Genomic DNA, 22,039 nt, shown 5'->3' on the forward strand with positions numbered 1-22,039 from the left:
GGCAAAACCCCTTTCGTTGACGTTATGATACACGATGTTACATAAAAAAGATAGACGTAAAAACGTCTATCTTTCTGTTTTCACCATATCAAGATGCGGAATCCCATCTTCATCATAAACATCTGAGACAGCCTTGAAACCAAATGATTCGTAAAATGACTTCAGGTAGGCTTGCGCCTGTATTTTGACACTTGTTTCACCTAGTTCACTAAGCTTTTCCAAAGCCTTGATGAGCAGCAGCTTTCCATAGCCTTTTTTCCGCCCGGCCTGCGTCACAAGCACGCGGCCGATGGACGCCTCCTTGTACATGATCCCGTTTTGGAAAATTCGGCAATAAGCCACAATCGTGCCGTTCTCTTTTGCGATGAGATGAAGCGCCTCTTGGTCCCGGTGATCAATTTCAGGGTAAGGGCATGTTTGTTCTACAACAAACACGTTGACTCTTTCCATGAGAATCAAGTAAAGATCCTCTTTTGACAATTGTTCAAACGTTTGACATGTCCATTTAATGTGACTCATGATTGATATCCACCTTACCGTACACTCCGCCTCCACCAGCGATCAGTTCGACTTCGCCCTTCCTTGCTTTGATGATGTAGCCCGCTGTCTTTTCTGGCAGAACGGCTTTTAGTTCTTGTTCTGTTGCTTGATGTAGAATATTCATCTCTGTGTGAAACACGGCTTTTAGCTTCTCCAGCGTTTTTGGTCCAACACCCGGAATAAACTGAAGCGGGAGCTGATGAACATAAGGAGGTCTCGTTCCTTTTTCACTTTCTTGGTCAGCAAGCTCTTTTAAACGTTCACTTACTCCTTTTGTCATCCGTGTATGTCCGCATACATGGCACTCTTCTTGATCTGGTGCGTGAGGTCTAACCCCGCATTTCTCGCAGGTCGTATGATAATACTTCCCAAGCCGCGGAGCAAGTCCATAATTTCCTGTGACGGCTCTGCCATCTTTTTCTTCAAGAGCTAGCTTGAATTCGGCAAAAGAGGCATGATCCATTTTGATTTTTGTATATTCCCGCGCGATTTTTCCTAAAGAATGAGCATCTGAATTCGTTAAAAAAGGATACCGGTTCAGCTCACTCAGCTGGGACGCCATTGACGTATCACAGCTAAGACCAAGCTCAACAGCATCAATAAGGTCAGGATCAAATACTTCCGTCAAAGAAGTGTTGACCCCTTTGCCGTATAGACTTTTATGAGGCGTGAATATATGAGCAGGAATAAACAATCCTCCCAGCTCCTTAACCTTGCGCTGAAGTGTTTTCCCATCAACATAGAGGCGCTGTGAACTCAAATGCACATTTTTCATATGAAGCGAAAGCCATGCGGAAAACTCAGACATTTTGTGTAGTGTGGGCATAAATGCCAGCACATGAATCGGACCCTTTGAATGGTCATCATTGATTTCTAATTCACTGCCTAAAAGGAGCACTGTCTCTCCAAATGATAAACCGCCGTCATTTAGTTCCGTGTACCTGCCTTCCTCTACACCTTCTATTAATTCTTCTAGGACTTCTGGAGATTGTGCATCAATCACACCAATCATCCCCATCCCTTTACTTTCTGCTGCTTCAATAAGAATTTGGTCAATTGTCAGTGACCTTGCACCTGTAATTTTGACAGCTCTGCCTGTTCTTGTTCTGCCAATATGGATATGGATGTCTGCAAAAAATTCCTTCATTTTGTTGACTCAAGTACCTCTTGCAGTTGTAAGTACTGAATGGCATAGGCTGTTTTTGCATCATAAATATGCTGCTTTTCAATGAGGTGCAGAGCTTCTTCTAATGAAACTTCCATTACTTCGACAAATTCATCTTCATCCAGCTCTCTTTTTTCTTCAAGCGGAACTAGCTGATCTGCTAGATAGATGTGAACAATTTCATCTGCAAAACCAGGTGATGTATAAAAGGCCGTCAGCTTTTGAAGCTGCTGGGTTGTATATCCTGTTTCTTCTTCTAATTCTCTTAATGCTGTATGTGCCGGCTCTTCCCCTTTTTCTAGTTTTCCGGCCGGAATTTCAACGATGGCTCTCTCTAGTGCTTTACGGTATTGTTTGACCAAGATGATTTTATTTTCGTCTGTACGTGCAATGACGGCTACTGCACCAGGATGTTTAATGATTTCGCGTTTGCCTTGTTTTCCGTTAGGCAATTCTACATCTTCAAGAACCAAATCAATGATTTTTCCGTTGTATAATTCTTTCGACGATAATGTTTTTTCTTCAAAGTCCTTCAATTTTGTCAGCTCCTCGTTCTACTTTCACTTTTTACTTCATTTATTTTAACATAGATGATTTAAGAGAAGCGAAAAGCGAAACGTTTGCTTCAATACGCCATTTGAAATCACCTAGCTTGAATTCCTGATTTTTTTCACTTAATGTGAAGGGATAGGAGTGTGATGGAATTGAAAAAAAGACGAATTGGCACCTCAGATCTCTTAGTGAGCGAGGCGGCACTAGGATGCATGTCTCTTGGGACTGAAAAAGAAAAAGCGCTCTCTTTATTAGATGAGGCCATTGATCTCGGAATTAACTATCTGGATACAGCCGATTTATATGATTTTGGGACAAATGAGGAAATTGTCGGGGAAGCCATTAAAAACAGACGGCAGGATTTGATTTTGGCGACAAAAGGCGGCAACCGCTTTGAAAAAGGCAAACCAGGCTGGGACTGGGACCCTTCAAAAGCGTACATAAAGGAAGCAGTAAAACAAAGCCTCAAGCGGCTTCAAACAGATTATATTGATTTATATCAATTGCACGGAGGCACGATTGATGACCCCATTGATGAAACGATTGAGGCTTTTGAAGAATTAGTAGAGGAAGGCGTTATTCGTTATTATGGCATTTCATCTATCCGTCCAAATGTCATTAAAGAATATGCCAAAAAGTCCAATATCGTAAGCGTGATGATGCAATATAGTTTACTCGACCGCCGCCCAGAAGAATGGTTCTCTCTACTTGAAGAACAAAGCATTAGTGTCGTCGCAAGAGGTCCTTTAACGAAAGGATTATTAACTGAAAAGCCACTTTCTCAAGCAAGTGCAGCGATTCAAAAAAACGGCTATCTTCAATATTCATTTGAAGAGCTTCAGCAGATCATTCCTTCTTTAAAGAAAGTCGCTTATGACCTATCACTCACTGAACTGTCCATTCAGTATATACTGAAACATTCTGCGGTCAGTTCCGTTGTATTTGGTGCAAGCTCAGTGGATCAGTTAAAAGAAAATATAGCAGCAGCAAATGCACGTTCATTAAGTGACCAAGAAGTCAAAGCATTAACTTACTATACAAAACCATCTGTGTATGAAACGCATCGGTTCAAATAACAAAAAAGATCACATGATGTGATCTCTCAGATTGTAGAAGAACTCATGTTTTTCTACAATCTTTTTATTTTAGCGTATGTATGATGCTAGTGTTTCTCTATTAAAAATGAGGAGGGGCTAAAAGCCCCGTTGTCCTTATCTTGCACTTTCATAATATGCATAATTTCCAGATTTTCCTTTAAGATAAAATGTAGTACCAAAGCGACTGAAACTATTTGCAAAAGAACCATTATCTGAATACATACATAGTCGATTACTTGCGCCTTTAAAAGGGGTTACAGAACAATCTACAATTGAAGTAGCCTTTGTACTCAAATCAGCATTCGTTAAATCATTTGTTGCAAGAGCTTGTCCAGAAACAGGTAAAAGCAATCCTAAAGATAAAGCGACTCCAGCCATTGTTTTTCTCAATTTCATGTGAATCATCTCCATTACCAAATTTTGTAATACACCTTCATTATAAGGAGAATGATCCTCTATCAAAAGGGTCTTAATAACCATATTTTCAATAAAAAGGAATTTAAATAATTCAATACTCACCTTTTTACTTCTATCTTAAACATAAGTTATGGGATTTCGTTTCGTTTGACTGTAAATATCATACTGTCACGATTCTGAAATGAAGCGATGTGAAGGGGGAAGAAGTGCTTTTCTTTTTAAACACTTCTATGTTTCTGCTGTGGATCTATCTTAAGAAAAAAAGAGAGCATCATCGCCCTCTTTTTTAGCTTTTATACTTTCTCCAGTCTAAATGGCTTTCATCTAGCAGCTCTGAAAAACTTTTGTTTTTTTCTTTTTCTTTCTGCTGCCGAAGGAGGTCTTGTCGTTTTTGTTCTTCTCTTTTTTCTGTCTCGACGGCAAGGTTCTGCTTCATTTGAAGAAGCTGCTGTTTGACATCATCGTTTATGCCATCCTTTAATTTCGCTTGATCTTGTTTGGTCTTTTTCATTGTGCCTCTCTCCTTTTGACTTAGTGTATCATCCGTTTTATTTTCTGAGCAAGAGGCACGCCAATCTCCCAAGATGTGGTATGATCTTCATAGAAAAAAACCCAGAAAGGAAGAATCGGCTAGATGAAGAAATGGATCGCTATATTTGCCTTCATATTATGTCCACTCGCTGCAATCGGTATTTTTTTCACCAATAAAATGATGTATATTCGAAAATTAACGGATGAAGAGCTCATCAAACGAGAATCAGATGGAGGCCATTATCAACACGAGGAATTTCAACAGCTTAAAAAAGAGAAAGTGTGTATTCCTTCAGCATTTGGTTATGATCTCCATGGCTATTTTGTGCCGTATCCCCATACAACACGAACAATCGTCCTTTGCCACGGTGTTACAGTCAGTTTGATTAACTCCGTTAAGTATATGAAATTATTCCAAAAGCTCGGATGGAATGTGATGCTTTATGATCATAGAAGACATGGAATGAGCGGCGGGAAAACCACAAGTTATGGATATTATGAAAAAGAAGATCTAGCAAAGATCGTAAAGTGGCTCAGACAAAAACTCGGAGAAAGTGCCATCATTGGGATACACGGAGAATCAATGGGTGCAGTCACGACCTTGTTATATGCTGCAAAGCCGGAAGCAAACGCCAATTTTTACATAGCAGACTGCCCTTTTGCTTCTTTTGAGGACCAGCTTCTTTATCGATTAAAAACAGATTTTCGCCTTTCAGGAAAATGGATTCTTCCACTAAGTGATCAAGTGTTAAAATGGCGGGACGGATACCGCATCCGGCAAGTTTCCCCTCTTGATGTGATCGATCAGGTGAAAGAACCTGTACTTTTTATTCATAGCCGCCATGACGACTATATCCCCTGTGAGCAAAGTCAGCAGTTATATACTCGAAAAAAGGGTGACAAACAGTTATTTATTGCGCCACACGGTGCGCATGCAATGTCTTTTAGCGAAAATAAGGAAGCTTATGAGCAAGAAATTCAAGCATTTCTTCAAAGATTTGAATTGAATGAAAATAAAAGAGGAGAATGAACAGCAGTTCGTCCCCTCTTTTTGAGCTAACTTATGCGATAGTCACCACTGTTGTATGGTGTCTGCCCGCAAGCTCCATATGGCTCTCTTCCGATTGCTGCTGACTCATGACCGATAATCCTGCAGTTGCTGCCAATAAAAGAACTATCAAACTCGTTTTCATATAAATGACCCCCATTTTGGATTTTTGATATGGCTTGAATTTTCCTTTCGTAAAACCGGGTAGATACTTCAAACAGTCCAAGCTCATTGTAATAATGAGCCGCATCAAGTGCCAATTCCTCAATATCTGGGTATAAGCGCTTGTCCTCGAGCAGGTCTAATGTATCGTCTATGATTGTTATGTCTGCATCAACGTACAATGCTTTTAAGAATTGAAATTTGCAGATGTAAATTTCATCTTCTAATTCACAGGCCTTCATAATACCTTGTTGATAGAGGGTTAATGACTCTTCTATTTGTTTTTGTTTAAACAGGATTTGTGTCAGCATAAATAGTGGGTCTAGAGAGCGATTAAGATGGGTTAAATTCTCCTTTTCAAACACTTCAATAGAGTCTTTCAGATAACGCCTTGCTTCCGCAAGATCGTTCATTTGATAATAACAGTTACCTAAGTTGAAAAGGGCCGAACCTATGACTCGAGGGTTTCCAATTGAGCGTGCTCGCTTTAGAGCATTTTTAAAGTAGGGCAATGCATGTTCATAGCATTTCAAATCATCATAGTTTGCACCAATGACAAATTCACAGTGGATGATTCTCAGCGTGTACGTTCTGTAGGCAGAATACGTATCTAACGCTTGCAAGGCATAGTGCATCGAAAAGTGGGTTTGTTTCATGTGGTAGTAAATTTCTGCTAATTTAAAGTAAAATTCTGCTCTTTCTATATCATCTGATATGAGATTGAGCTTTTTTTCTGCTGAGCGGTAATAAGCAATGGCACTTAAATAGTTTCTCTGTTCAAATTCAAACATTCCTGTGAAAAAATGAACATAGTATTCAAGCATATCCGTTAATTTCGTTTGTGAATGTTCAATCGTTTCTAGCAAATTCTTAATCTCTTCATCATTCGAGGCTTTCTTTGCCGGTTCAAAATATTCAAGCATCACCTTGTGGCGAAAATCCATCAGCTGGTAAAACAATAATAAGTTTTGATCCTGCTCCATCTCCAGGATTTCCTGCTCGATCTCCGCCTTCAGCTTCTCTGCTTTCATCACATGAAATCCGCAAATCTGCCTATACCATTCGTTTATTTTGATTCCAACCTGAGGCGATGACAGCTTGAGCTTCAATTCACTTTAGCACCTCCCTTCTCATATACGATACATGTTGTATTCTATCACATTTCCTCGAATGGAAGAAATATGAAAAGTCATTTTTCGCAAAGTTTTCGGTATCCCGCAATAAACGCTGCAAATGCCTATTTTTCGGCATTTACAGCCATTATTTTTTTATTTCCAGCTTGCTCATTTTGTCGAATTGTTTGTTGAAAAACGGGTTTTTCCGTTCTCAAAAGCTCATTTTCCGGATTAGACAGCCATACGGTGTGATGAGATGATGAACGCACGAAAAAAACCCTTTCGAAAAAGGGCTTTTATAATACATCTGTTACTTGGTCCATATTCTCTTTGATCCAATTGACAGCTAAATCGAGCGTTGGAAATTCTTCTGTTTCAAATGTGACTTCATCTTGAAGAAGCCAAACGTCCTTTTTCACCGAATCCATTCCACCTATTGACCAGTGCAAAAGGCTATAGGGATGATTGTTATTTAAAAACGACACCCATGTTTTATTTTTTGCCGTATTTTGTATTGCTTTTAGCTTTTGATCCACTACATTTCCACCTTACTTTACAAGTATACCCATTCTCGGGCTGAGTATTTGTTGAGGACTTTTCAACATGAGTGTGTTGGCTTTTTCGTTAAAATCAATCGTCATTTCCTCGTCAAAAAAGACCTTTTGTGCTGTGTGTATGTACAGCTTAAAGAGCTGATTATGCTTGAGTTCTTCCCATTCGCCTGTTCTTTCGCCTGTGAGCCAAATCATTGGGACACCGCTTACCGCACAGCCGCACCCATCTGAATCATATCGAAGGAGCAGTTCTTTTGTTTCATGCCCTGCTTGTTGTTTTGTAAGGAACGCTGCTGCTGGTTCTGTTATATGAATATACATGCCGAACATCCTTTTTTCGTTGATTGTTACATTGTAACATATCAGTCATCAATTAAACATGTTCACGCCCTGTCAGCTCTTATGTCTGATCATTTGTCTTTAACTGGTCTGACCAATTGTACGCTTCTTGTTCAATTTCTTTAATGAGCTCATCTTTTCCTTTGATATAACTTGCCATATCTTCAGGATAGGCTTTTGCCAATTGACGCTTTTTATCTGCATAGACTTTGGCACGGTCAGGTGCAGCTTTTAAATAATCTCGGAACACCAAATGCCTTTTTACATCATCATGTCCGGCTTCATAGGCGTGAACGTGATGTGTTCGGTTCAAGCCGCCTTTTCTAAAAAAACGTCTTCCCTTGAGTCCATTTTCTCCGAGCGGTTCATATCCAAGCTGGCGAAACAGATGGTTACACTCATCTAAGCTGCTGATATGCTTCACCTCTAGCAAGATATCAATAATTGGCTTAGCCGCCATTCCTATGACTGACGTACTGCCAATATGGTGGCCATATACCCAGTTGTCGCCAACTATCTTTTTCAGCTTGTCATGCTCATCTTGAAATTGTTTTGGCCAGCTCGATTGGTATTCAATCACTTCCACCTTTCGAAGCATCAAACGTTCCATCTTTGTTAACATCAGATTGTTTTCCACCTGCAAACGGGCCTTCTGTTTAAACCCTAATTTTTCATAAAGCTTGATTGCTGGTGTATTTGCCTCTGCTGTTGTGAGCTCGATTGTTTTTTGATGCTGGATAATGGATTGCAGGAGCGCTGTCCCGATTCCTTGATTGACATGATGTGGGTGCACAGCTAACCGGCTGAGGATGATCCGATCGTCATGCAGTTCATATGAAGCGATCCCTAACAAATGCCCCTCTTTTTCAAATCCTATGAAAATCTCATCTGTTTCTATTATGTCTTTAACCGTTTCTTTTAAGGGCGGTAAATCTTGATAGCCAATTTGTTCTGCCTCCCGCTGATATGCGGCTAATTGTATATGTAACAGCTCTTTTGCTATTTCTTTATTTTTTTGATCCAGTCTGATGATCATGCTTTCGCCTCCAGCTTTTTCACAAATAGCACCCGGTCTTCATGAATGCCGTCGTAATCTGAAAAAACTGAAATGCCATCCACTGTTTTATCTCCCTTTTCTATCTGAAAACCGAGCTTTGTATGGTAAGCAATCGAGACTTTATTGACAGGAGCTGTGATGGCCTTAATCGTCGTTCTTCCTTCCTTTTCAGCCGCTTCATAAAACGCTTGATAGAGAATTTTACCAATCTTTAATTTCCGGTGGTCTGGATGTACCCCGACAAAGTGAATATACGCTTCATCTGAATGTGATTGCGATAAAAAACCGACTAAAAAGCCGATCAGTTCACCTTTTTCAACAACAACAAAACTTGTTTGCTGAAAATGTTCGAAAAATAGCTTTGGCAATTTTGCGCGCAAATCTCTGCCTCCCCACCAGCTTTGAATGACGGATGTGACCGCATAAAAATCTGACGGTTTTACTTGACGTATCATGATGACCTCGCCCCTTTTCATTTTTAGCTGTACCGCTCTTTTTTCACAAAAAATCAACTGTTTCAATAGTCTACCTGTCTGATCAATTGTTTGTAAAGGTGATGTATCAGCCTTTTTTCCTTTCAGCTTTGTTGGTTCTTCGTTCTTTCGCTGTCATCTCCTTTTAAATCTTCACACTTATTTCAAAAAGTTCACTTTTTGTGCGAAAGTTTTATTCTTTTGTTATGTTAAGATGGATCATATAGGAAATGGAACAAACGTTTATTGGAGATGATGATATTGGTTTGGATTGTTACTTCACTTGTTGTGTTTAGTCTTTTAAAGCTGCTTGTCACTTCGCTGCCTTCGGGTGTTGTTGAACGCCTTTTTAGTCGTTATGCGGTGCATGCAAAAGTAACAAGTGATCAAACAACGATGACGTTTCAAGGACGTCCACTCGATGATCAGCAAACATCTGAAATTATTCAACATTTTAATGATGCGATCTTTATTGAACGCTACTATATTTACCCTGGTGACGAAGAGCGTTTTCTTCATCCACAGGAAGGACCGGCGCCGCTTACCATGCAAACAAAGCTTGGCAAGCATGATGTAACCCTTTATCTGTATCATTACGATGACCACGTGGATGTGGTGCGGCAGTTTACCCATAAGCCTAAGAAAAAACTAACGGCCTATCGTTTGCGTTCTGAGCCGCTCCAAACATCCAACAACTTGGCACATGCTTAAAATGACTCATTTTACCCAGATGAGACGAAGTGGAGACACTTCGTCTTTTTTGTATGGATTTACACTCTTCTCTTTGAATGATTTACCAGTATCAATTTCACCTTCTGGCGGTTAAAATGTATACAGAACATACGTTCTAAGAGGTGAAAATCATGAATGAACGAGCCATTCTGCTTGTGGATATGCAGTCGTTTTATGCGTCAGTCGAAAAAGTGGAGGCTCCCCATTTGAAGGATGTGCCGCTCATCGTTTCAGGAGATCCCGAGCGGCGGAGCGGGGTCGTACTTGCGGCCTGCCCGCTCGCTAAAAAACGGGGCGTACAAAATGCATCAAGATTATGGGAAGCAAAGGAGAAATGCCCTGAAGCCGTCGTTGTACGTCCACGTATGCAGCGCTACCTTGATGTCTCTGTCATGATGACAGAACTGCTGGAACAATACACAGATCTTGTCGAACCCTATTCAATTGATGAACAGTTTCTCGATATTACGGGGAGTGTGACACTACTCGGTTCACCCCGCGAGATCGCTCAAAATATACAAACGACCATTATGAACCAGACGGGCATTTACGCACGTGTTGGTATTGGTCCTAATAAAGTGCTCGCTAAAATGGCCTGTGACCATTTTGCTAAAAAAAACACATCTGGCATCTATGAACTTCGTGCAGACCGGGTTGCGGCTGATTTATGGCCGCTTCCGGTTGGAAAACTATTTGGCGTCGGCAAACGAATGGAGCACCATTTAAAACGAATGGGCATCAGTACCATTGGGACGCTTGCTACTTATCCGTTAGACCGGCTAAAAAAACGCTGGGGAATCAACGGGGAGCTTCTGCAGCGAACTGCTTTAGGACACGACCCTTCCCCGGTCACTCTTCACACACATGATCAGCAAAAAGCGGTTGGGCATCATATGACCCTTCCCCATGATTATGCGTCCTTTGAGGACATCAAAGTCGCCCTTCTTGAATTGAGTGAAGAAGTGGCAAGACGTGCGCGCTTTAAGCATTATGTTGGGCAAACGGTGTCTGTTGGCGTAAGAGGCGCTGATTTTTCTCATCCGACTGGATTTCATCGACAAATCAAGCTCCATTCACCCACACAGTACGGGACAGATATTGCAGAAGCAGCTATTCAGCTATGCCAGCAGCACTGGGACGGCCAGCCCATTCGCAGTGTAGGTATTACTCTCTCGCAGCTGCAGCCTGACAGCCAATATCAGCTGAGTTTATTTGATCACCATTTAAAAAAAGACAGACTCAGCAAAGTATTTGATGCCATCCATATGAAGTATGGACCTGCTGCACTCTTGCACGCCTCGTCACTAACAAGCGCAGGGCAGGCGTATCACCGCGCCGAAAAAATTGGTGGACATTACAAATAACGGAGGCGAAAAGCCATGAATCCCAATAAATTAACACCTGGATACAACATCATGTGGGAATCAAGCCGAATGATGCTCCCAGAGCACCGTGAACAGCTGCTTGCTCAAAAACGAAAGAAAAAAGAATACACGCCTCCTCCGCTGAGCACTGATCAGCTAGAGGAAATGAATTTTTTGATCACACAGTCGATTACAGAGGATCAAGCGATTTGCGTGACATATGCTGCAGCAGGTATGAAACAGCAGTTTTGGGGCTGGGTGAAAGCCATTCATTATGAAACCCGGCGCATAAAAATCGTCAATGATGAAGATGTTCTCCACCTGTCCTTGCAGCAAATTGTCGCGATTGATCTTGATTAAATGGTCTTTAAGTGACCATACGAATCAGAAGATCTAAAAGACATAGAAGCATCGGCAGAAAAAAACATGCTCTCCAAATTTGCGAGCTATTTGGGGCTCCTCTGTCCTATGGCGGATGTCTCCTCCATCAAATTGTGTATTTAATTTGCACAATTTTTCATGTATGATTGGAACATCTTAACACTCAGGGGAGAAACAGCATGAAAAATAACTTACGTACTTTACATCCACTTAGTTGGACGATCATCATCGGCACCATATTCGGCCGAATGGCGACGTCCATGAGCATTCCTTTTTTGGCCGTTTATTTGACACAAGTCAAAGGGGCTTCAGCTTCTTCAGCTGGGTTAATCATTGCCGTCAGCTCCCTTATTGGGATCGTGGCGAGTTTTTACGGCGGCTATGTTTCTGACCGAATCGGCAGGAAAAAGGTCATGCTTCTATCCATCTTCGGCTGGACACTTGTCTTTGTTGGCTTTGCGTTTGCAGATGCCATTTGGGTCTTCTTTCTCATGAACGCTTTAAATGGACTGTGCCGGGCACTGTTTGAACCGACGTCTAAGGCACTCTTATCCGATGTCACCCCATCAAGTATTCGGTTGTTTGTTTTTAATTTACGGTATACGGCCATTAATATCGGGGTGATCTTCGGCCCGCTGCTTGGCTTATATCTAGGATCATCGAAAACAACATTTCCATTTCTTGTCGCTGCCTTCATTTATTTGTTATATGGATTAACACTGGCCTGGCAATTTCAGAAGCATCCAGTTGCTGCTCCAGAAAGTACGAAACAAATCAGCGTCAAAAAAGCCCTTTCCATTATCCAAAAAGATACGGTCTTTAGCATCATCCTCATCGGTGTTACCTTATGTTCGTTCGGGTATTCGCATTTAAGCTCAACGCTGCCTCAATACTTATCAGCGTCACCTATGATTGAGGATGGTCCTAAACTGTTTGGATATCTTTTATCTTTAAATGCAGTGGTTGTCATTGTTGTACAATATCCGCTCATCATGATTGCGAAGCGCTACTCCACCATTTTGTCGCTGACCACCGGGAATATTCTTCTTGCCGGCAGTTTGTTTGCCATTGCTTTTTCACAGAGTCTCGGCATGCTTGCTTTCATCATTGTCGTGTTTACGATTGGGGAGGTTCTGCTGTTTGCGATGATGGATCTTTTTGTAGACAATATTGCAAAGCCTGAAGTGAAGGGATCGTACTTTGGGGCGATGGGATTTTCTCAGCTCGGCAGCGTCATCGGACCATTTGTCGGCGGACTGTGCATTGACTATTTTGGCGCAGCCCATCCCCTCTCCATTTTTACGGTCTTGTCAATGATCACCATCGCAGGCGTTCCATTTTTACTCATTGGATATTACCGTCTAAAAAAGCGATCGGCAGCAGCCATAGCTGTTAAAGTAAGTGGAGATCATTAAAAAAACCGCTCTTTCGTTTGAGCGGTTTTTTCTTTATACCCGGCGGATGGCGATCTCTTCCACCTTGTGCTGATCCCCTTTTTTCAAAATGAGATCAGCTCGATATTTTGTCGGTAAAATATTTTGATATAAATTTGGGCGGTTCACGGTATTCCAAATCGTGCTTGCCATTTGATCTGCCTCTTCATCCGTCAAATCTTTATATTGATGAAAGAAGGATTCAGGGTCTTGGAAGGCTGTTTCCCTGAGCAAACGAAATCGTTCTTTATACCATGATTGAATTTGCGTTTCAGCGGCGTCTACATAAATCGAAAAATCAAAGAAATCTGATACAAACACACGCGGTTCATCCTTCAGATCATCCAGCGCTGGTGATTGGAGCACATTGATTCCTTCAATAATGACAATATCCGCATCCTCTACTGTTTCATACACCCCTTCTAGCCGGTCATAGGTCAGATGCGAATATACCGGGGCATGCACAGTTTGTTTACCTGATTTTAATTCATTCAAAAAAGACAGCAGGGCTTTGACATCATAGCTTTCCGGGAAGCCCTTCTTTTCCATCAGCCCTCGATCCTTTAATTCTTTTTGAGGATATAAAAAGCCATCTGTTGTCACAAGACTCACCTTCAGCCCATCTCCAAGCCTCGATAAAAGCGTTTCAATGATACGAGCCGTTGTGCTTTTCCCGACAGCTACACTTCCAGCAATCCCAATTAAAAAGGGAATTTTGGCATGGTGCGGGTAGTTTAAAAAGGCATTCACATGCTGGTTTTTTTGTTTTTCTGCAAAGACATGTAATGTCAAAAAACGAATAAGTGGTATGTAAATATCTCGAACTTCTTCCAGCGATAAATAGTCATTTAACCCTTGCAGCGCTCTCGCTTCCTCTTCTGAAACAGATACCGGCATATATTCTCCAAGAGCTGCCCAAGCCTCTCTCGTATGGCGCGTGTATAGCGTATTAAAATCTAGTCTCGTGTCACTCAAAGTCTTTCCCACCAATCTTCACTAAACTCGTAACCCAAAAAGACGATAATCCGATTGTAGCTTAAAATGAAGGCGCTGTCTTTATTTTTCAACGAAAGTTTACTTCTTTTGCAAAAAAAAGCATTAAAAAAAGGAATATGAGGGTAAATAAGAGTATTCAGTACGATAGATAGAAGGGAGCAAACCAAATGAAATATGTGATGATTGGCGGAGACGCAGCAGGAATGAGCTGCGCTATGCAAATATATAGAGAGGATCCAGATGCACACATTGTTGCTTTTGAAAAAGGAGAGATTTTCTCATATGGACAGTGCGGACTCCCCTATTTGATCGGCGGTCTCATTGATCATCACAGAAAGCTGATCGCACGCAGTGCTGAAACCTTTCGCGAGAAATATGGAATTGACGCCAGATGCTTACACGAAGTGACCTCTATTGACCCAGAGCAAAAAACAGTGTCGGGTCATCATACGAAAACAAAAGAACCCTTTACAGAAAGCTATGACCGCCTCTTAATTGCGACAGGAGCAAGCCCTGTCACACTGGATTTAGACAGCCAGCCATTAGAAGGCGTACACGTATTAAAAACCATCCCGCATGCGCTGTCCATTTTAGACCATTTAAAAAAGGACGTCACACATGTCACGATCATTGGCGGTGGATATATCGGCCTTGAAATGGCTGAAAATTTAAAAGCGCTCGGAAAAAACGTACATATCATTCAGCGGGGAGCAGCACTCGGCCCGGGCTTTGACTCCGATATGGCAAAACACCTTAAAGAAGAGGCTGACGCCAAGGGCATTCACGTATCGCTTGGAGAAACGGTACAGCAATTAGAAGGCAAGTCACATGTCACAGCTGTTATTACAGACAAACAAACCATTCAAACAGATATGGTCATCATGGCCATCGGCGTCACTCCGCAAACCTCCTTTTTACATCATACAGGAATCAAGCGCCTTCAAAATGGCGCTATTGCAGTAAATCAATACATGCAAACCAATATAAAAGACATTTATGCTGCCGGTGATTGCGCGGCGACCTACCACCGCATCAAAAAATCACTGGATTATATTCCGCTTGGCACAACTGCGAATAAACAAGGGAGAATCGCAGGATTTCATATGACAGGAACAAACCGGGCATTTCAAGGCGTGACTGGAACAGCCGTCATGAAATTTATGGACGTGACAGCGGGACGAACAGGCTTATCAGAAAAAGAAGCAAAAGAGGCAGACATTCCTTTCTCCGTCATCACCATTGATAGTACAGATCACGCGAAGTATTACCCAGAAGCGCAGAAAATGAAAGTGAAACTGATTTACAGAAGCGATGACCGTACCTTGCTTGGTGCCCAAATCATCGGCAGAAACGGTGTAGATAAACGGATCGATATCGTGGCGGCTGCCCTTTACCAAGAGCTGACCATAACAGATCTTGAAGATTTAGATATTAGCTATGCACCGCCTTTTAACAGTGTATGGGACCCGCTTCAGCAAGCGGCAAGACGGATATAGAAAGTGTCACAATGAAGCCTTACCTCAAAAAAAGAAACCAGTTCAAAACCGGTTTCTTTTTTGTTACTTTTTCATCATCGCTTTTCGTGCTGCTTTTTCAAATAAAAATGGGAATAACTGATACAATTTGCTGCCAGCGTTCATCCAGCCGGGCAGATTAATCTCTCTCTTTTTCGTCATCATGGCAGATACGACCTTCCCTGCCACCTTGTCCGCACTCAGCATCATAAAATCAACGTTCTTCACATATTCACCGCTGCGGTCAGCGATGGTAAAGAAGTCTGTGGCAATTGGTCCTGGGTTGACTGTCGTCACGTGAATGCCTGAGTCTGCCAGCTCCATTCTGAGGCTGTTTGAAAATCCAAGAACGGCATGCTTTGATGCGGAATAAATAGCTGATTTGGGAGTTGCAATCTTTCCTGCCTGGGATGCGATATTGATAATATGTCCCTGCCCTCTTTGTTTCATCTCAGGGATGACCTTTTTCGTGCAGGCGATTAAGCCAAACACATTCACCTCAAACATCGACACCATTTCCTCTATGGAGGCATCTTCGACGAGATCGAATACGCCAAAGCCGGCATTGTTGACCAAAATATCGACCGGCCCCACTTCTTCATACGCGCGATCAATGTCCTCAAGCTGGCTGACATCAAGCTGAGCGATGTGACACACCCCGCCAGCACTCATAATTTTCTCTTTCACACTAGTAAGCTTTTCCACTCGTCTTGCTGAAATAATGATCTCTGCGCCTTCTTCTGCTGCCAAGTACGCCATTTTTTCACCAATGCCCCCAGATGCGCCAGTAATCCAAACCCTTTTTCCTGTCAATCGCCCCATGCGTTTCACTCCTTAGTTTGCTCTGTAATAGACGATTCCGTCTTTTTGCATTTCTTCAATTTGCCCAGCCTCTAAGAGCACATCCAGCTGACCGACTGTCTCAGACATCGTTAAAAACAAGGCCTCTTCATACATCACAGGAAATAGCTTGCGGCAAAGATGAAAGGCCGTCATTTCTTTTTGTTTAAGCAGCTGATACATTGTATTTGCTCGTTTCTCTTGTTTCTTAAATCTTTCTTCAATCAATTCATGGTGGGACGTGATGAGCTGACCGTGTCCTGGATAAATCGTCTTGATTGGCAGACGCAATAACCGATTGAGTGATGCTTTATATTGAAGCAGTGATTTTTGACGTTCCTCGCCTTCATACGGTGCTTCCATTAACGGATTTGAAGAAATGGTCGTCAAAAGCAGGTCGCCGCCAATAAAATTCCCCGTTCTTTCATCTAAAAAAGAAAGATGAGATTGTGCGTGTCCGGGTGTTTCCATCACAAGGAAGTGTTCATGCCCGCTTAAACGATCACCTTCTTTAATGATCTCATCTACATGTGAAGTACAAGAATATGTATAAGATTGCTTCACCATTTTTTCACACTCATTTTGCCGAAGCGGGACACCTAACTGCTGAAAAAAAGGAATCATAAAGTCCACTTGGCGCTGCTTAAAGACTGGATCCTGACTAATATACGGCTCATTTAGCTGGTGTCCGATCACACGGACATGAGGTTTCATCAGATTTAACAGACCGACATGATCTGCATGATGATGGGTCAGCACCACTTGATCAATATCGTCTATCGATAAACGATGTTCCTTTAATTGCGTGACAAAAGCATGCTCTGCCTCTTCTGTCATCGGACCGCAATCTACTAAGGTGACGGCCTCTCCTTTTAATACATATGCATGCACATCCCCAACGGCAAACGGCGTCGGGATGGATAATTGAATGATGTTTTCTTTCACTTTTATACGTCATCTCCTGCTTTTTGACTCATGATTGTGGGTACTTAAGCCTTCATACTTCATTGTATCTTGCAAAAGGCAGACTGTCATGCGGTTTAGATGGGCAATTTTTTAAACTGCCCTATTGACATAAACTTGTCCATCGTTGCATAATGAACAACAAATATATGATGCGCGGGTGACAAGGATTAGTAAGCAAAATAACGATGCAAGAGAGTGAGGTCCGCCGGCTGAAAGACTTCACCATCCTCTTATTTGCTGAACCTGCCCTTTGAGCTGTTAGGCAAACCTAAACGTTTCCCGCGTTAAGGGACTAGAGCTGAGTATGCAGGTTTGCATGCTAATTGAGGGTGGTACCGCGAAAAACCTTTCGTCCTTTTCAGGCGAGAGGTTTTTTTATTTTCTACAAGGAGGAGCAGCTTATGAGTAAAATTGGATTTATCGGTGCAGGCTCAATGGCAGAGTCTATGATCAAAGGTTTATTAAAAAGCGGAATGATGTCGAATGAAGATATCATTGTTACAAACAAAACGAATGAAAAACGATTAGAAGAATTACAGGTACGTTATGGGGTCAAAACGGATTTCGCTCGGTCCTTTATTTATGAAGAAACGGATATTCTCGTTTTTGCCTTAAAACCGAAGGATGCAGAAAGCGGAATTTCTGAAGTTCAGCCTCATTTACATGGACAGCTGATCATTTCTATTTTAGCTGGTATTTCCATTGAAACGATTCAACACTATGCTGGCGGAAAGACAGCAGTCGTTCGTGCGATGCCAAATACATCAGCGGCGATTCAGCAGTCAGCAACAGGTATTGCCGTAAGTCATGAAGTGACAGAGGGGCAAAAGAAAAAAGCCGTCGAGCTGTTTGAAACAATCGGGCATGTCACAGTATTAGATGAATCGCAGCTAAATGCTGTGACAGCCATCGCAGGCAGCGGCCCAGCCTTCATTTATCATTTGATTGAAGGAATGGAGCGAGGAGCTTCGGAACTTGGAATGGACCAAGCAACTGCGAAATTACTCATTTGCCAAATGATTGCAGGCGCCGCCAATATGCTTCAAGACAGCGGAAAAGAGCCTGCCCAACTGCGCAAAGAAATTACAAGTGAAGGCGGTACAACAGAAGCCGGCCTGAACACACTGGCTGCCTATCAATTTGAAGAAGCCGTTGTCGATTGTGTCAAAACAGCCACTAAACGCGCAGCAGAATTAAACGAAATGTTTTCAGCAAGCACGTATAAATGAAATTGAAAAGCACCTGTTTTGATGACAGGTGCTTTTTCACATATGACCCTCTATTTTTTCTCGCTGGCCACTGGGTGTGAATTGCGTGATTCACACTTCGGTTCTTTCTGTTCTTTACTAGAAATAGCTTGTTCTAATAAAGAATCACGTGCCTGATAAAAATTCACATCAACTAATAATTCTTGATGCTTCACTTTAGCACCTCCTCATGTAGATGATTCACTCATTGACATGATGGCTTTGATTTGATCCAGATGATGTTGTTCATGTAAAGCGATGGTTTCAGCTAATATTTGGACGGTCATCACTCCTTCTTCCGGATGCAGGCCTGATTGTTCCCAAATATCTTTTTCTAATAGCCGAAGCGTGTTGTTTCTTCTCTCTTTCATCCGTTTGATCAATGCTTTGATATCGTCAGCGTTATACCATTCATACGCTCTTTCTTTCACGTATATTTCAGGATCATACGATTGAAAGGGCGTGTGATCATCTGATATCGCTTGCTCTATCCGCTCTGACCAGACTTCTTCTGTGTCATACAAATGCCCGGCGAGCTGCTTAATTGACCACTTCCCCTCCCCCAAAGATTGATCCAGTGTGTAATCATCACAAGCCTTCACTATTTTCTCTAGTTCACTCATACTTTCCTGAAGCGATGTGATGATGTCTGTTTTTGTTAATTTCCCAGTTTCCATTACGCAATTAACGTCTCCTTTACAGTGAATGCATTTCTACTTTTGATTTATCTTGATGCTTTCCTTTTAGTAGCAGTAAGCTGTTCATCAAACCTGCTACTATCACAAGCCCTGCCATCCCTATAGCGATGACATGTATAGGAATCAAATCTCCGATAAATGCCATGAGGATAAACCCACTAATATAAAATATGCGTGATAATGCAAGACCTGCTGAAAACACACGGGCTCTTAAATGACTGCTTGCATATGTCATAATATTAGTAGAATACAAAACTTCGATTGGGCTATATAATAGATTGGCTAATAAAACAACAATCAAAAATCCAATAAAAGTCGTTTGTTGATACGACAATGCATGTAATATCGCAAGCAATATAACCGCTAATGTAGACCACCTTTTATAAAATTGAAAGGAGAATTTCACTTTTTTGAAGTACGCTGCAAGTGTAAGTCCACCGATAATTTGCCCTAGTCCACTAATTGTATGACCAAGCCCCAAGCCAAAATTCCCTTCTCTTGCCACTTCTAAAATATACAGACTAAATAAAACATAAACGATGCTTAAAGCAAACTCTCTTGACATCAATATCCATATGGCGCTTTGAATTTTGGGTGATCCCTTGATTTCTTTAATTCCTTCTTTAAAACTTTGAACATATGACACATACTCTTTTTTTTCAGACGCTTCTTTCGCTTTAATTGGAATTAACAGCATAGCTGATAATAAAAATGTCAGCGCATCTACTAAATAAATTGTGGAAATTGACCAAATTTCTGTCACCAATCCGCCTAATCCTGTCGCAATGAGCATCGATGCGCTAAAAGATGTGGCCAGTATACTATTCCCCTTAGAAAGCTGCTCCTTATCAAGGATTTCAGGTATCATAGATGAACGAGCAGGCAGATATATACCAGAGAAAGCACCATTTAACGCTAATAATAAATAAAGGATAAACGGTGTAACATTCATTGTGACAACTAAAACAAACCCTAGTCCAATGATAAAACGTGCCACATCTGCGAATATCACAACTTTTTTGTAAGAAAACTTATCTATAATTGGGCTCAAAAGCATGGATGTTAAAATGAGAGGGAGCATGGAACAAATAAATAGAATGCTTAGATGGGTCGCTTTCCCAGTAAGTTCATAAATTAAACCAATCGTCGCTATCGTTCTAAACCAATCTCCAAAAGCAGATAAGTTTTGCCCAATAAAGAAACAGACAAAATTTTGATCTTTGAATAGAGATGTCGTTTCTTTCTTTGAAACCATTAGAGGAGCACCTCAGTCGACTCGTACCAGCCTAACTCTTTTTGCATAAACTCCACGGCTTGATCATAATTTTTTCTCTCTTTTTCTGGTATAAGATCAACTAAGATCGCCGGATACCATGGCTTCGCTTCTTCTTTGATTACAAAATATTGCTCCGCTTCTTCAACTACTCCTTTCATTATGAGTAGTTGTAGTTTACGATAGATTTCCTCACGCTTTGGCATTCGATTGAGATGCGTTTTTTCTATTTTCATTGTTTTAGGGAAGAAGACGAGTCTTCTATCAAAAGCATGATATTCTCTAGATTTAACAATAGGTAATTCTTGATTCGTCAGGCTTTCGATATACTTTTGCGTATTTCCTTCATTTGACCATATCATGCCTTGCATGTAGGAGATCGCTCCTGTTCCCAAACCAATATATTGATCTTCATATCCCCCGTAAATCACTTCGCCATATTGAAAACGTTTATTCTGATGCTCTGGAGCCATAAACGTATACACATAATTTTGATGCCAGCCATTCTTTTTTAAATGACGATATAATGTATCACTAAACTCAAATTTTTCTTTAGAATTTGGCGGCATTGGCACCTTGCCTTTGTTAATTTTTGATAACCACCCCTTCGAACAAGCAATATATTCTAGTGGATACGTATCAATACTTGTGCTTCCTAATGACATCACTCCATTTATGTCCTCTATCATCTCTTCTTTCGTTTGTCCAGGCAGCTGATAAAGCAAATCAATGTTATAAGATTGGAAATGACGTTTCATTAAGTCCACAGTCTGAGAGATTTGATCAAAACTAGCCGTTAAGTTAAACATTTTCCGATAGTGTTCATTTAATGTTTGGACACCAAAGCTCCCTCTGTTGGCTCCACCTTCAGCCATAGCAGCCACTCTTTCTGGTGTAGCTGTTTTTGCTTCACATTCAAATGTCCATTCATAATCAGCAGATAATGAGAAATTTTCTTTTATAGCGGTCGAAAGTCGATAGATTAGTTCTGGGGGCATTATGGAAGGAGTACCTCCACCAACGAACACCACATCAAACGTCATTTTTTGGATATTAGGGGATTGGGATAAGATACGCATCTCATTGATTAAAGCATCTATATACTTTCCGATAATGGGCTCATATTTCGTAGATTTAATAAAAGGACAAAACGAACAGATCGTATCGCAGAAAGGGATATGTAAATATAAAGCGTTTTTCCCTTTTTGAAATGTTCGTTCTTTCTGAATGAATTCTGTCACACGAGATTGTGCTCCTTCTTGGCTCGCTTGGCCAAAAAAAGGATAAAGAAAATTCCATAAAGACGGATGCTCATCATAATAACTTTTCATATTTGACAATTCTCTCACCCAACTCTCGTCTATTTTTATCCCACATACAAATTCACAGAGAAGCTAAGAAAATCACTTCTCTGCGAAACACTCTTTTCAGTAAGTATTGATTCCATTCATTAGATTGCAATCCACTCGTTACGCTTCATTTTCATCACCTCCTTTTAATTAGATAAATTGTAACTTAATTACATAATTGATTATAATAGACTTT

25 protein-coding genes are annotated in these 22,039 nt (G+C 41.2%); 8 read left to right on the plus strand and 17 right to left on the minus strand.

What is annotated here, in order from left to right; genetic code table 11:
• Window positions 1–66 precede the first annotated feature (66 nt).
• From MHB66_RS11050 to MHB66_RS11060, 3 genes are read right to left on the minus strand one after another with little or no spacing between them, the layout of a single operon-like run.
• Window positions 67–519, minus strand: a complete 453-nt coding sequence (locus tag MHB66_RS11050; protein ID WP_046311672.1) for a GNAT family N-acetyltransferase — start codon at window positions 517–519, stop codon at window positions 67–69.
• A complete protein-coding gene (locus tag MHB66_RS11055; RefSeq protein WP_046311674.1) occupies window positions 506–1,687 on the minus strand; it encodes a TIGR00375 family protein in 1,182 nt (393 codons plus the stop codon). Before MHB66_RS11055 ends, MHB66_RS11050 begins: the two co-directional genes overlap by 14 nt.
• Window positions 1,684–2,241 carry an NUDIX hydrolase gene (locus MHB66_RS11060; RefSeq protein ID WP_046311676.1) on the minus strand — a complete coding sequence of 186 codons (558 nt, stop codon included), beginning with the start codon at window positions 2,239–2,241 and terminating at the stop codon, window positions 1,684–1,686. The genes MHB66_RS11055 and MHB66_RS11060 overlap by 4 nt, the downstream gene beginning before the upstream one ends.
• A gap of 168 nt (window positions 2,242–2,409) precedes the next feature.
• Here MHB66_RS11060 and MHB66_RS11065 point away from each other — a divergent pair, with 168 nt between their 5' ends.
• The gene (locus tag MHB66_RS11065) at window positions 2,410–3,333 is read left to right on the plus strand and encodes an aldo/keto reductase (RefSeq protein WP_046312285.1); all 924 of its coding nucleotides are present in this window, start codon (window positions 2,410–2,412) and stop codon (window positions 3,331–3,333) included.
• Window positions 3,334–3,468: 135 nt separating this feature from the next.
• Here MHB66_RS11065 and MHB66_RS11070 read toward each other — a convergent pair whose 3' ends face one another.
• Window positions 3,469–3,873, minus strand: coding sequence for an antimicrobial peptide LCI (locus tag MHB66_RS11070; RefSeq protein ID WP_231293918.1), 405 nt, complete (start codon window positions 3,871–3,873; stop codon window positions 3,469–3,471).
• Between the two features lie 184 nt (window positions 3,874–4,057).
• Window positions 4,058–4,282 carry a YqkE family protein gene (locus MHB66_RS11075; protein ID WP_024422881.1) on the minus strand — a complete coding sequence of 75 codons (225 nt, stop codon included), beginning with the start codon at window positions 4,280–4,282 and terminating at the stop codon, window positions 4,058–4,060.
• Window positions 4,283–4,405: 123 nt separating this feature from the next.
• On the opposite strand from MHB66_RS11075, the gene MHB66_RS11080 reads away from it, so the two are divergent.
• On the plus strand, window positions 4,406–5,332 hold the full coding sequence (locus tag MHB66_RS11080; RefSeq protein ID WP_046311680.1) for an alpha/beta hydrolase: 927 nt from the start codon (window positions 4,406–4,408) through the stop codon (window positions 5,330–5,332).
• Between the two features lie 26 nt (window positions 5,333–5,358).
• On the opposite strand, the gene MHB66_RS11085 is transcribed toward MHB66_RS11080, so the two are convergent.
• The 5 genes from MHB66_RS11085 to MHB66_RS11105 form a co-directional block, all read right to left on the minus strand.
• Complete coding sequence (locus MHB66_RS11085) at window positions 5,359–6,621, minus strand: tetratricopeptide repeat protein (RefSeq protein WP_046311682.1); 1,263 nt, start codon at window positions 6,619–6,621, stop codon at window positions 5,359–5,361.
• A 302-nt stretch (window positions 6,622–6,923) separates the two neighbouring features.
• Entirely contained in the window at window positions 6,924–7,163 is a 240-nt protein-coding gene (locus MHB66_RS11090; RefSeq protein ID WP_034280334.1) for a YqkC family protein, read from the minus strand.
• A gap of 12 nt (window positions 7,164–7,175) precedes the next feature.
• Window positions 7,176–7,502, minus strand: coding sequence for an iron-sulfur cluster biosynthesis family protein (locus MHB66_RS11095; protein WP_024428050.1), 327 nt, complete (start codon window positions 7,500–7,502; stop codon window positions 7,176–7,178).
• A gap of 79 nt (window positions 7,503–7,581) precedes the next feature.
• Window positions 7,582–8,556: a GNAT family N-acetyltransferase gene (locus MHB66_RS11100; RefSeq protein WP_034280332.1), complete on the minus strand. Its 975-nt coding sequence runs from the start codon at window positions 8,554–8,556 to the stop codon at window positions 7,582–7,584.
• Window positions 8,553–9,032 carry a GNAT family N-acetyltransferase gene (locus tag MHB66_RS11105; RefSeq protein WP_024428048.1) on the minus strand — a complete coding sequence of 160 codons (480 nt, stop codon included), beginning with the start codon at window positions 9,030–9,032 and terminating at the stop codon, window positions 8,553–8,555. Before MHB66_RS11105 ends, MHB66_RS11100 begins: the two co-directional genes overlap by 4 nt.
• Window positions 9,033–9,311: 279 nt before the next feature.
• On the opposite strand from MHB66_RS11105, the gene MHB66_RS11110 reads away from it, so the two are divergent.
• From MHB66_RS11110 to MHB66_RS11125, 4 genes are all read left to right on the plus strand, one after another.
• Window positions 9,312–9,761 (plus strand): YfmQ family protein, encoded by a 450-nt coding sequence (locus tag MHB66_RS11110; protein WP_024422888.1) that lies wholly within the window; start codon window positions 9,312–9,314, stop codon window positions 9,759–9,761.
• A 152-nt stretch (window positions 9,762–9,913) separates the two neighbouring features.
• Window positions 9,914–11,146, plus strand: a complete 1,233-nt coding sequence (locus MHB66_RS11115; protein ID WP_046311686.1) for a DNA polymerase IV — start codon at window positions 9,914–9,916, stop codon at window positions 11,144–11,146.
• 15 nt (window positions 11,147–11,161) lie between these two features.
• Window positions 11,162–11,506, plus strand: coding sequence for a YolD-like family protein (locus tag MHB66_RS11120; protein WP_034280328.1), 345 nt, complete (start codon window positions 11,162–11,164; stop codon window positions 11,504–11,506).
• Between the two features lie 200 nt (window positions 11,507–11,706).
• On the plus strand, window positions 11,707–12,942 hold the full coding sequence (locus tag MHB66_RS11125; protein WP_024428045.1) for an MFS transporter: 1,236 nt from the start codon (window positions 11,707–11,709) through the stop codon (window positions 12,940–12,942).
• 33 nt (window positions 12,943–12,975) lie between these two features.
• Here MHB66_RS11125 and coaA read toward each other — a convergent pair whose 3' ends face one another.
• Window positions 12,976–13,935 carry a type I pantothenate kinase gene (gene coaA / locus MHB66_RS11130; protein ID WP_024428044.1) on the minus strand — a complete coding sequence of 320 codons (960 nt, stop codon included), beginning with the start codon at window positions 13,933–13,935 and terminating at the stop codon, window positions 12,976–12,978.
• Between the two features lie 188 nt (window positions 13,936–14,123).
• Between coaA and MHB66_RS11135 the strand changes: the two genes are divergently transcribed.
• Complete coding sequence (locus MHB66_RS11135; RefSeq protein ID WP_034280326.1) at window positions 14,124–15,452, plus strand: CoA-disulfide reductase; 1,329 nt, start codon at window positions 14,124–14,126, stop codon at window positions 15,450–15,452.
• Window positions 15,453–15,515: 63 nt separating this feature from the next.
• Here MHB66_RS11135 and MHB66_RS11140 read toward each other — a convergent pair whose 3' ends face one another.
• Together MHB66_RS11140 and MHB66_RS11145 are read right to left on the minus strand one after the other, a co-directional pair.
• Complete coding sequence (locus MHB66_RS11140) at window positions 15,516–16,292, minus strand: SDR family oxidoreductase (RefSeq protein WP_034280324.1); 777 nt, start codon at window positions 16,290–16,292, stop codon at window positions 15,516–15,518.
• A gap of 12 nt (window positions 16,293–16,304) precedes the next feature.
• Window positions 16,305–17,255, minus strand: coding sequence for an MBL fold metallo-hydrolase (locus MHB66_RS11145; RefSeq protein WP_046311689.1), 951 nt, complete (start codon window positions 17,253–17,255; stop codon window positions 16,305–16,307).
• Between the two features lie 422 nt (window positions 17,256–17,677).
• Here MHB66_RS11145 and proC point away from each other — a divergent pair, with 422 nt between their 5' ends.
• A complete protein-coding gene (gene proC, locus MHB66_RS11150; protein ID WP_046311691.1) occupies window positions 17,678–18,505 on the plus strand; it encodes a pyrroline-5-carboxylate reductase in 828 nt (275 codons plus the stop codon).
• Between the two features lie 50 nt (window positions 18,506–18,555).
• Here the strand turns inward: proC and MHB66_RS11155 are convergent, their stop codons facing one another.
• From MHB66_RS11155 to MHB66_RS11170, 4 genes are read right to left on the minus strand one after another with little or no spacing between them, the layout of a single operon-like run.
• Window positions 18,556–18,699, minus strand: coding sequence for a hypothetical protein (locus tag MHB66_RS11155; protein ID WP_155267113.1), 144 nt, complete (start codon window positions 18,697–18,699; stop codon window positions 18,556–18,558).
• A gap of 12 nt (window positions 18,700–18,711) precedes the next feature.
• A complete protein-coding gene (locus tag MHB66_RS11160; RefSeq protein WP_046311693.1) occupies window positions 18,712–19,200 on the minus strand; it encodes a DinB family protein in 489 nt (162 codons plus the stop codon).
• Between the two features lie 19 nt (window positions 19,201–19,219).
• Complete coding sequence (locus MHB66_RS11165; RefSeq protein WP_041109711.1) at window positions 19,220–20,476, minus strand: MFS transporter; 1,257 nt, start codon at window positions 20,474–20,476, stop codon at window positions 19,220–19,222.
• Window positions 20,476–21,825 carry a radical SAM protein gene (locus MHB66_RS11170; protein WP_046311696.1) on the minus strand — a complete coding sequence of 450 codons (1,350 nt, stop codon included), beginning with the start codon at window positions 21,823–21,825 and terminating at the stop codon, window positions 20,476–20,478. Before MHB66_RS11170 ends, MHB66_RS11165 begins: the two co-directional genes overlap by 1 nt.
• Window positions 21,826–22,039: the final 214 nt, after the last annotated feature.

It is taken from the genome of Bacillus sp. FSL L8-0167, assembly GCF_038630295.1.
Classification (GTDB): domain Bacteria; phylum Bacillota; class Bacilli; order Bacillales; family Bacillaceae; genus Bacillus; species Bacillus safensis.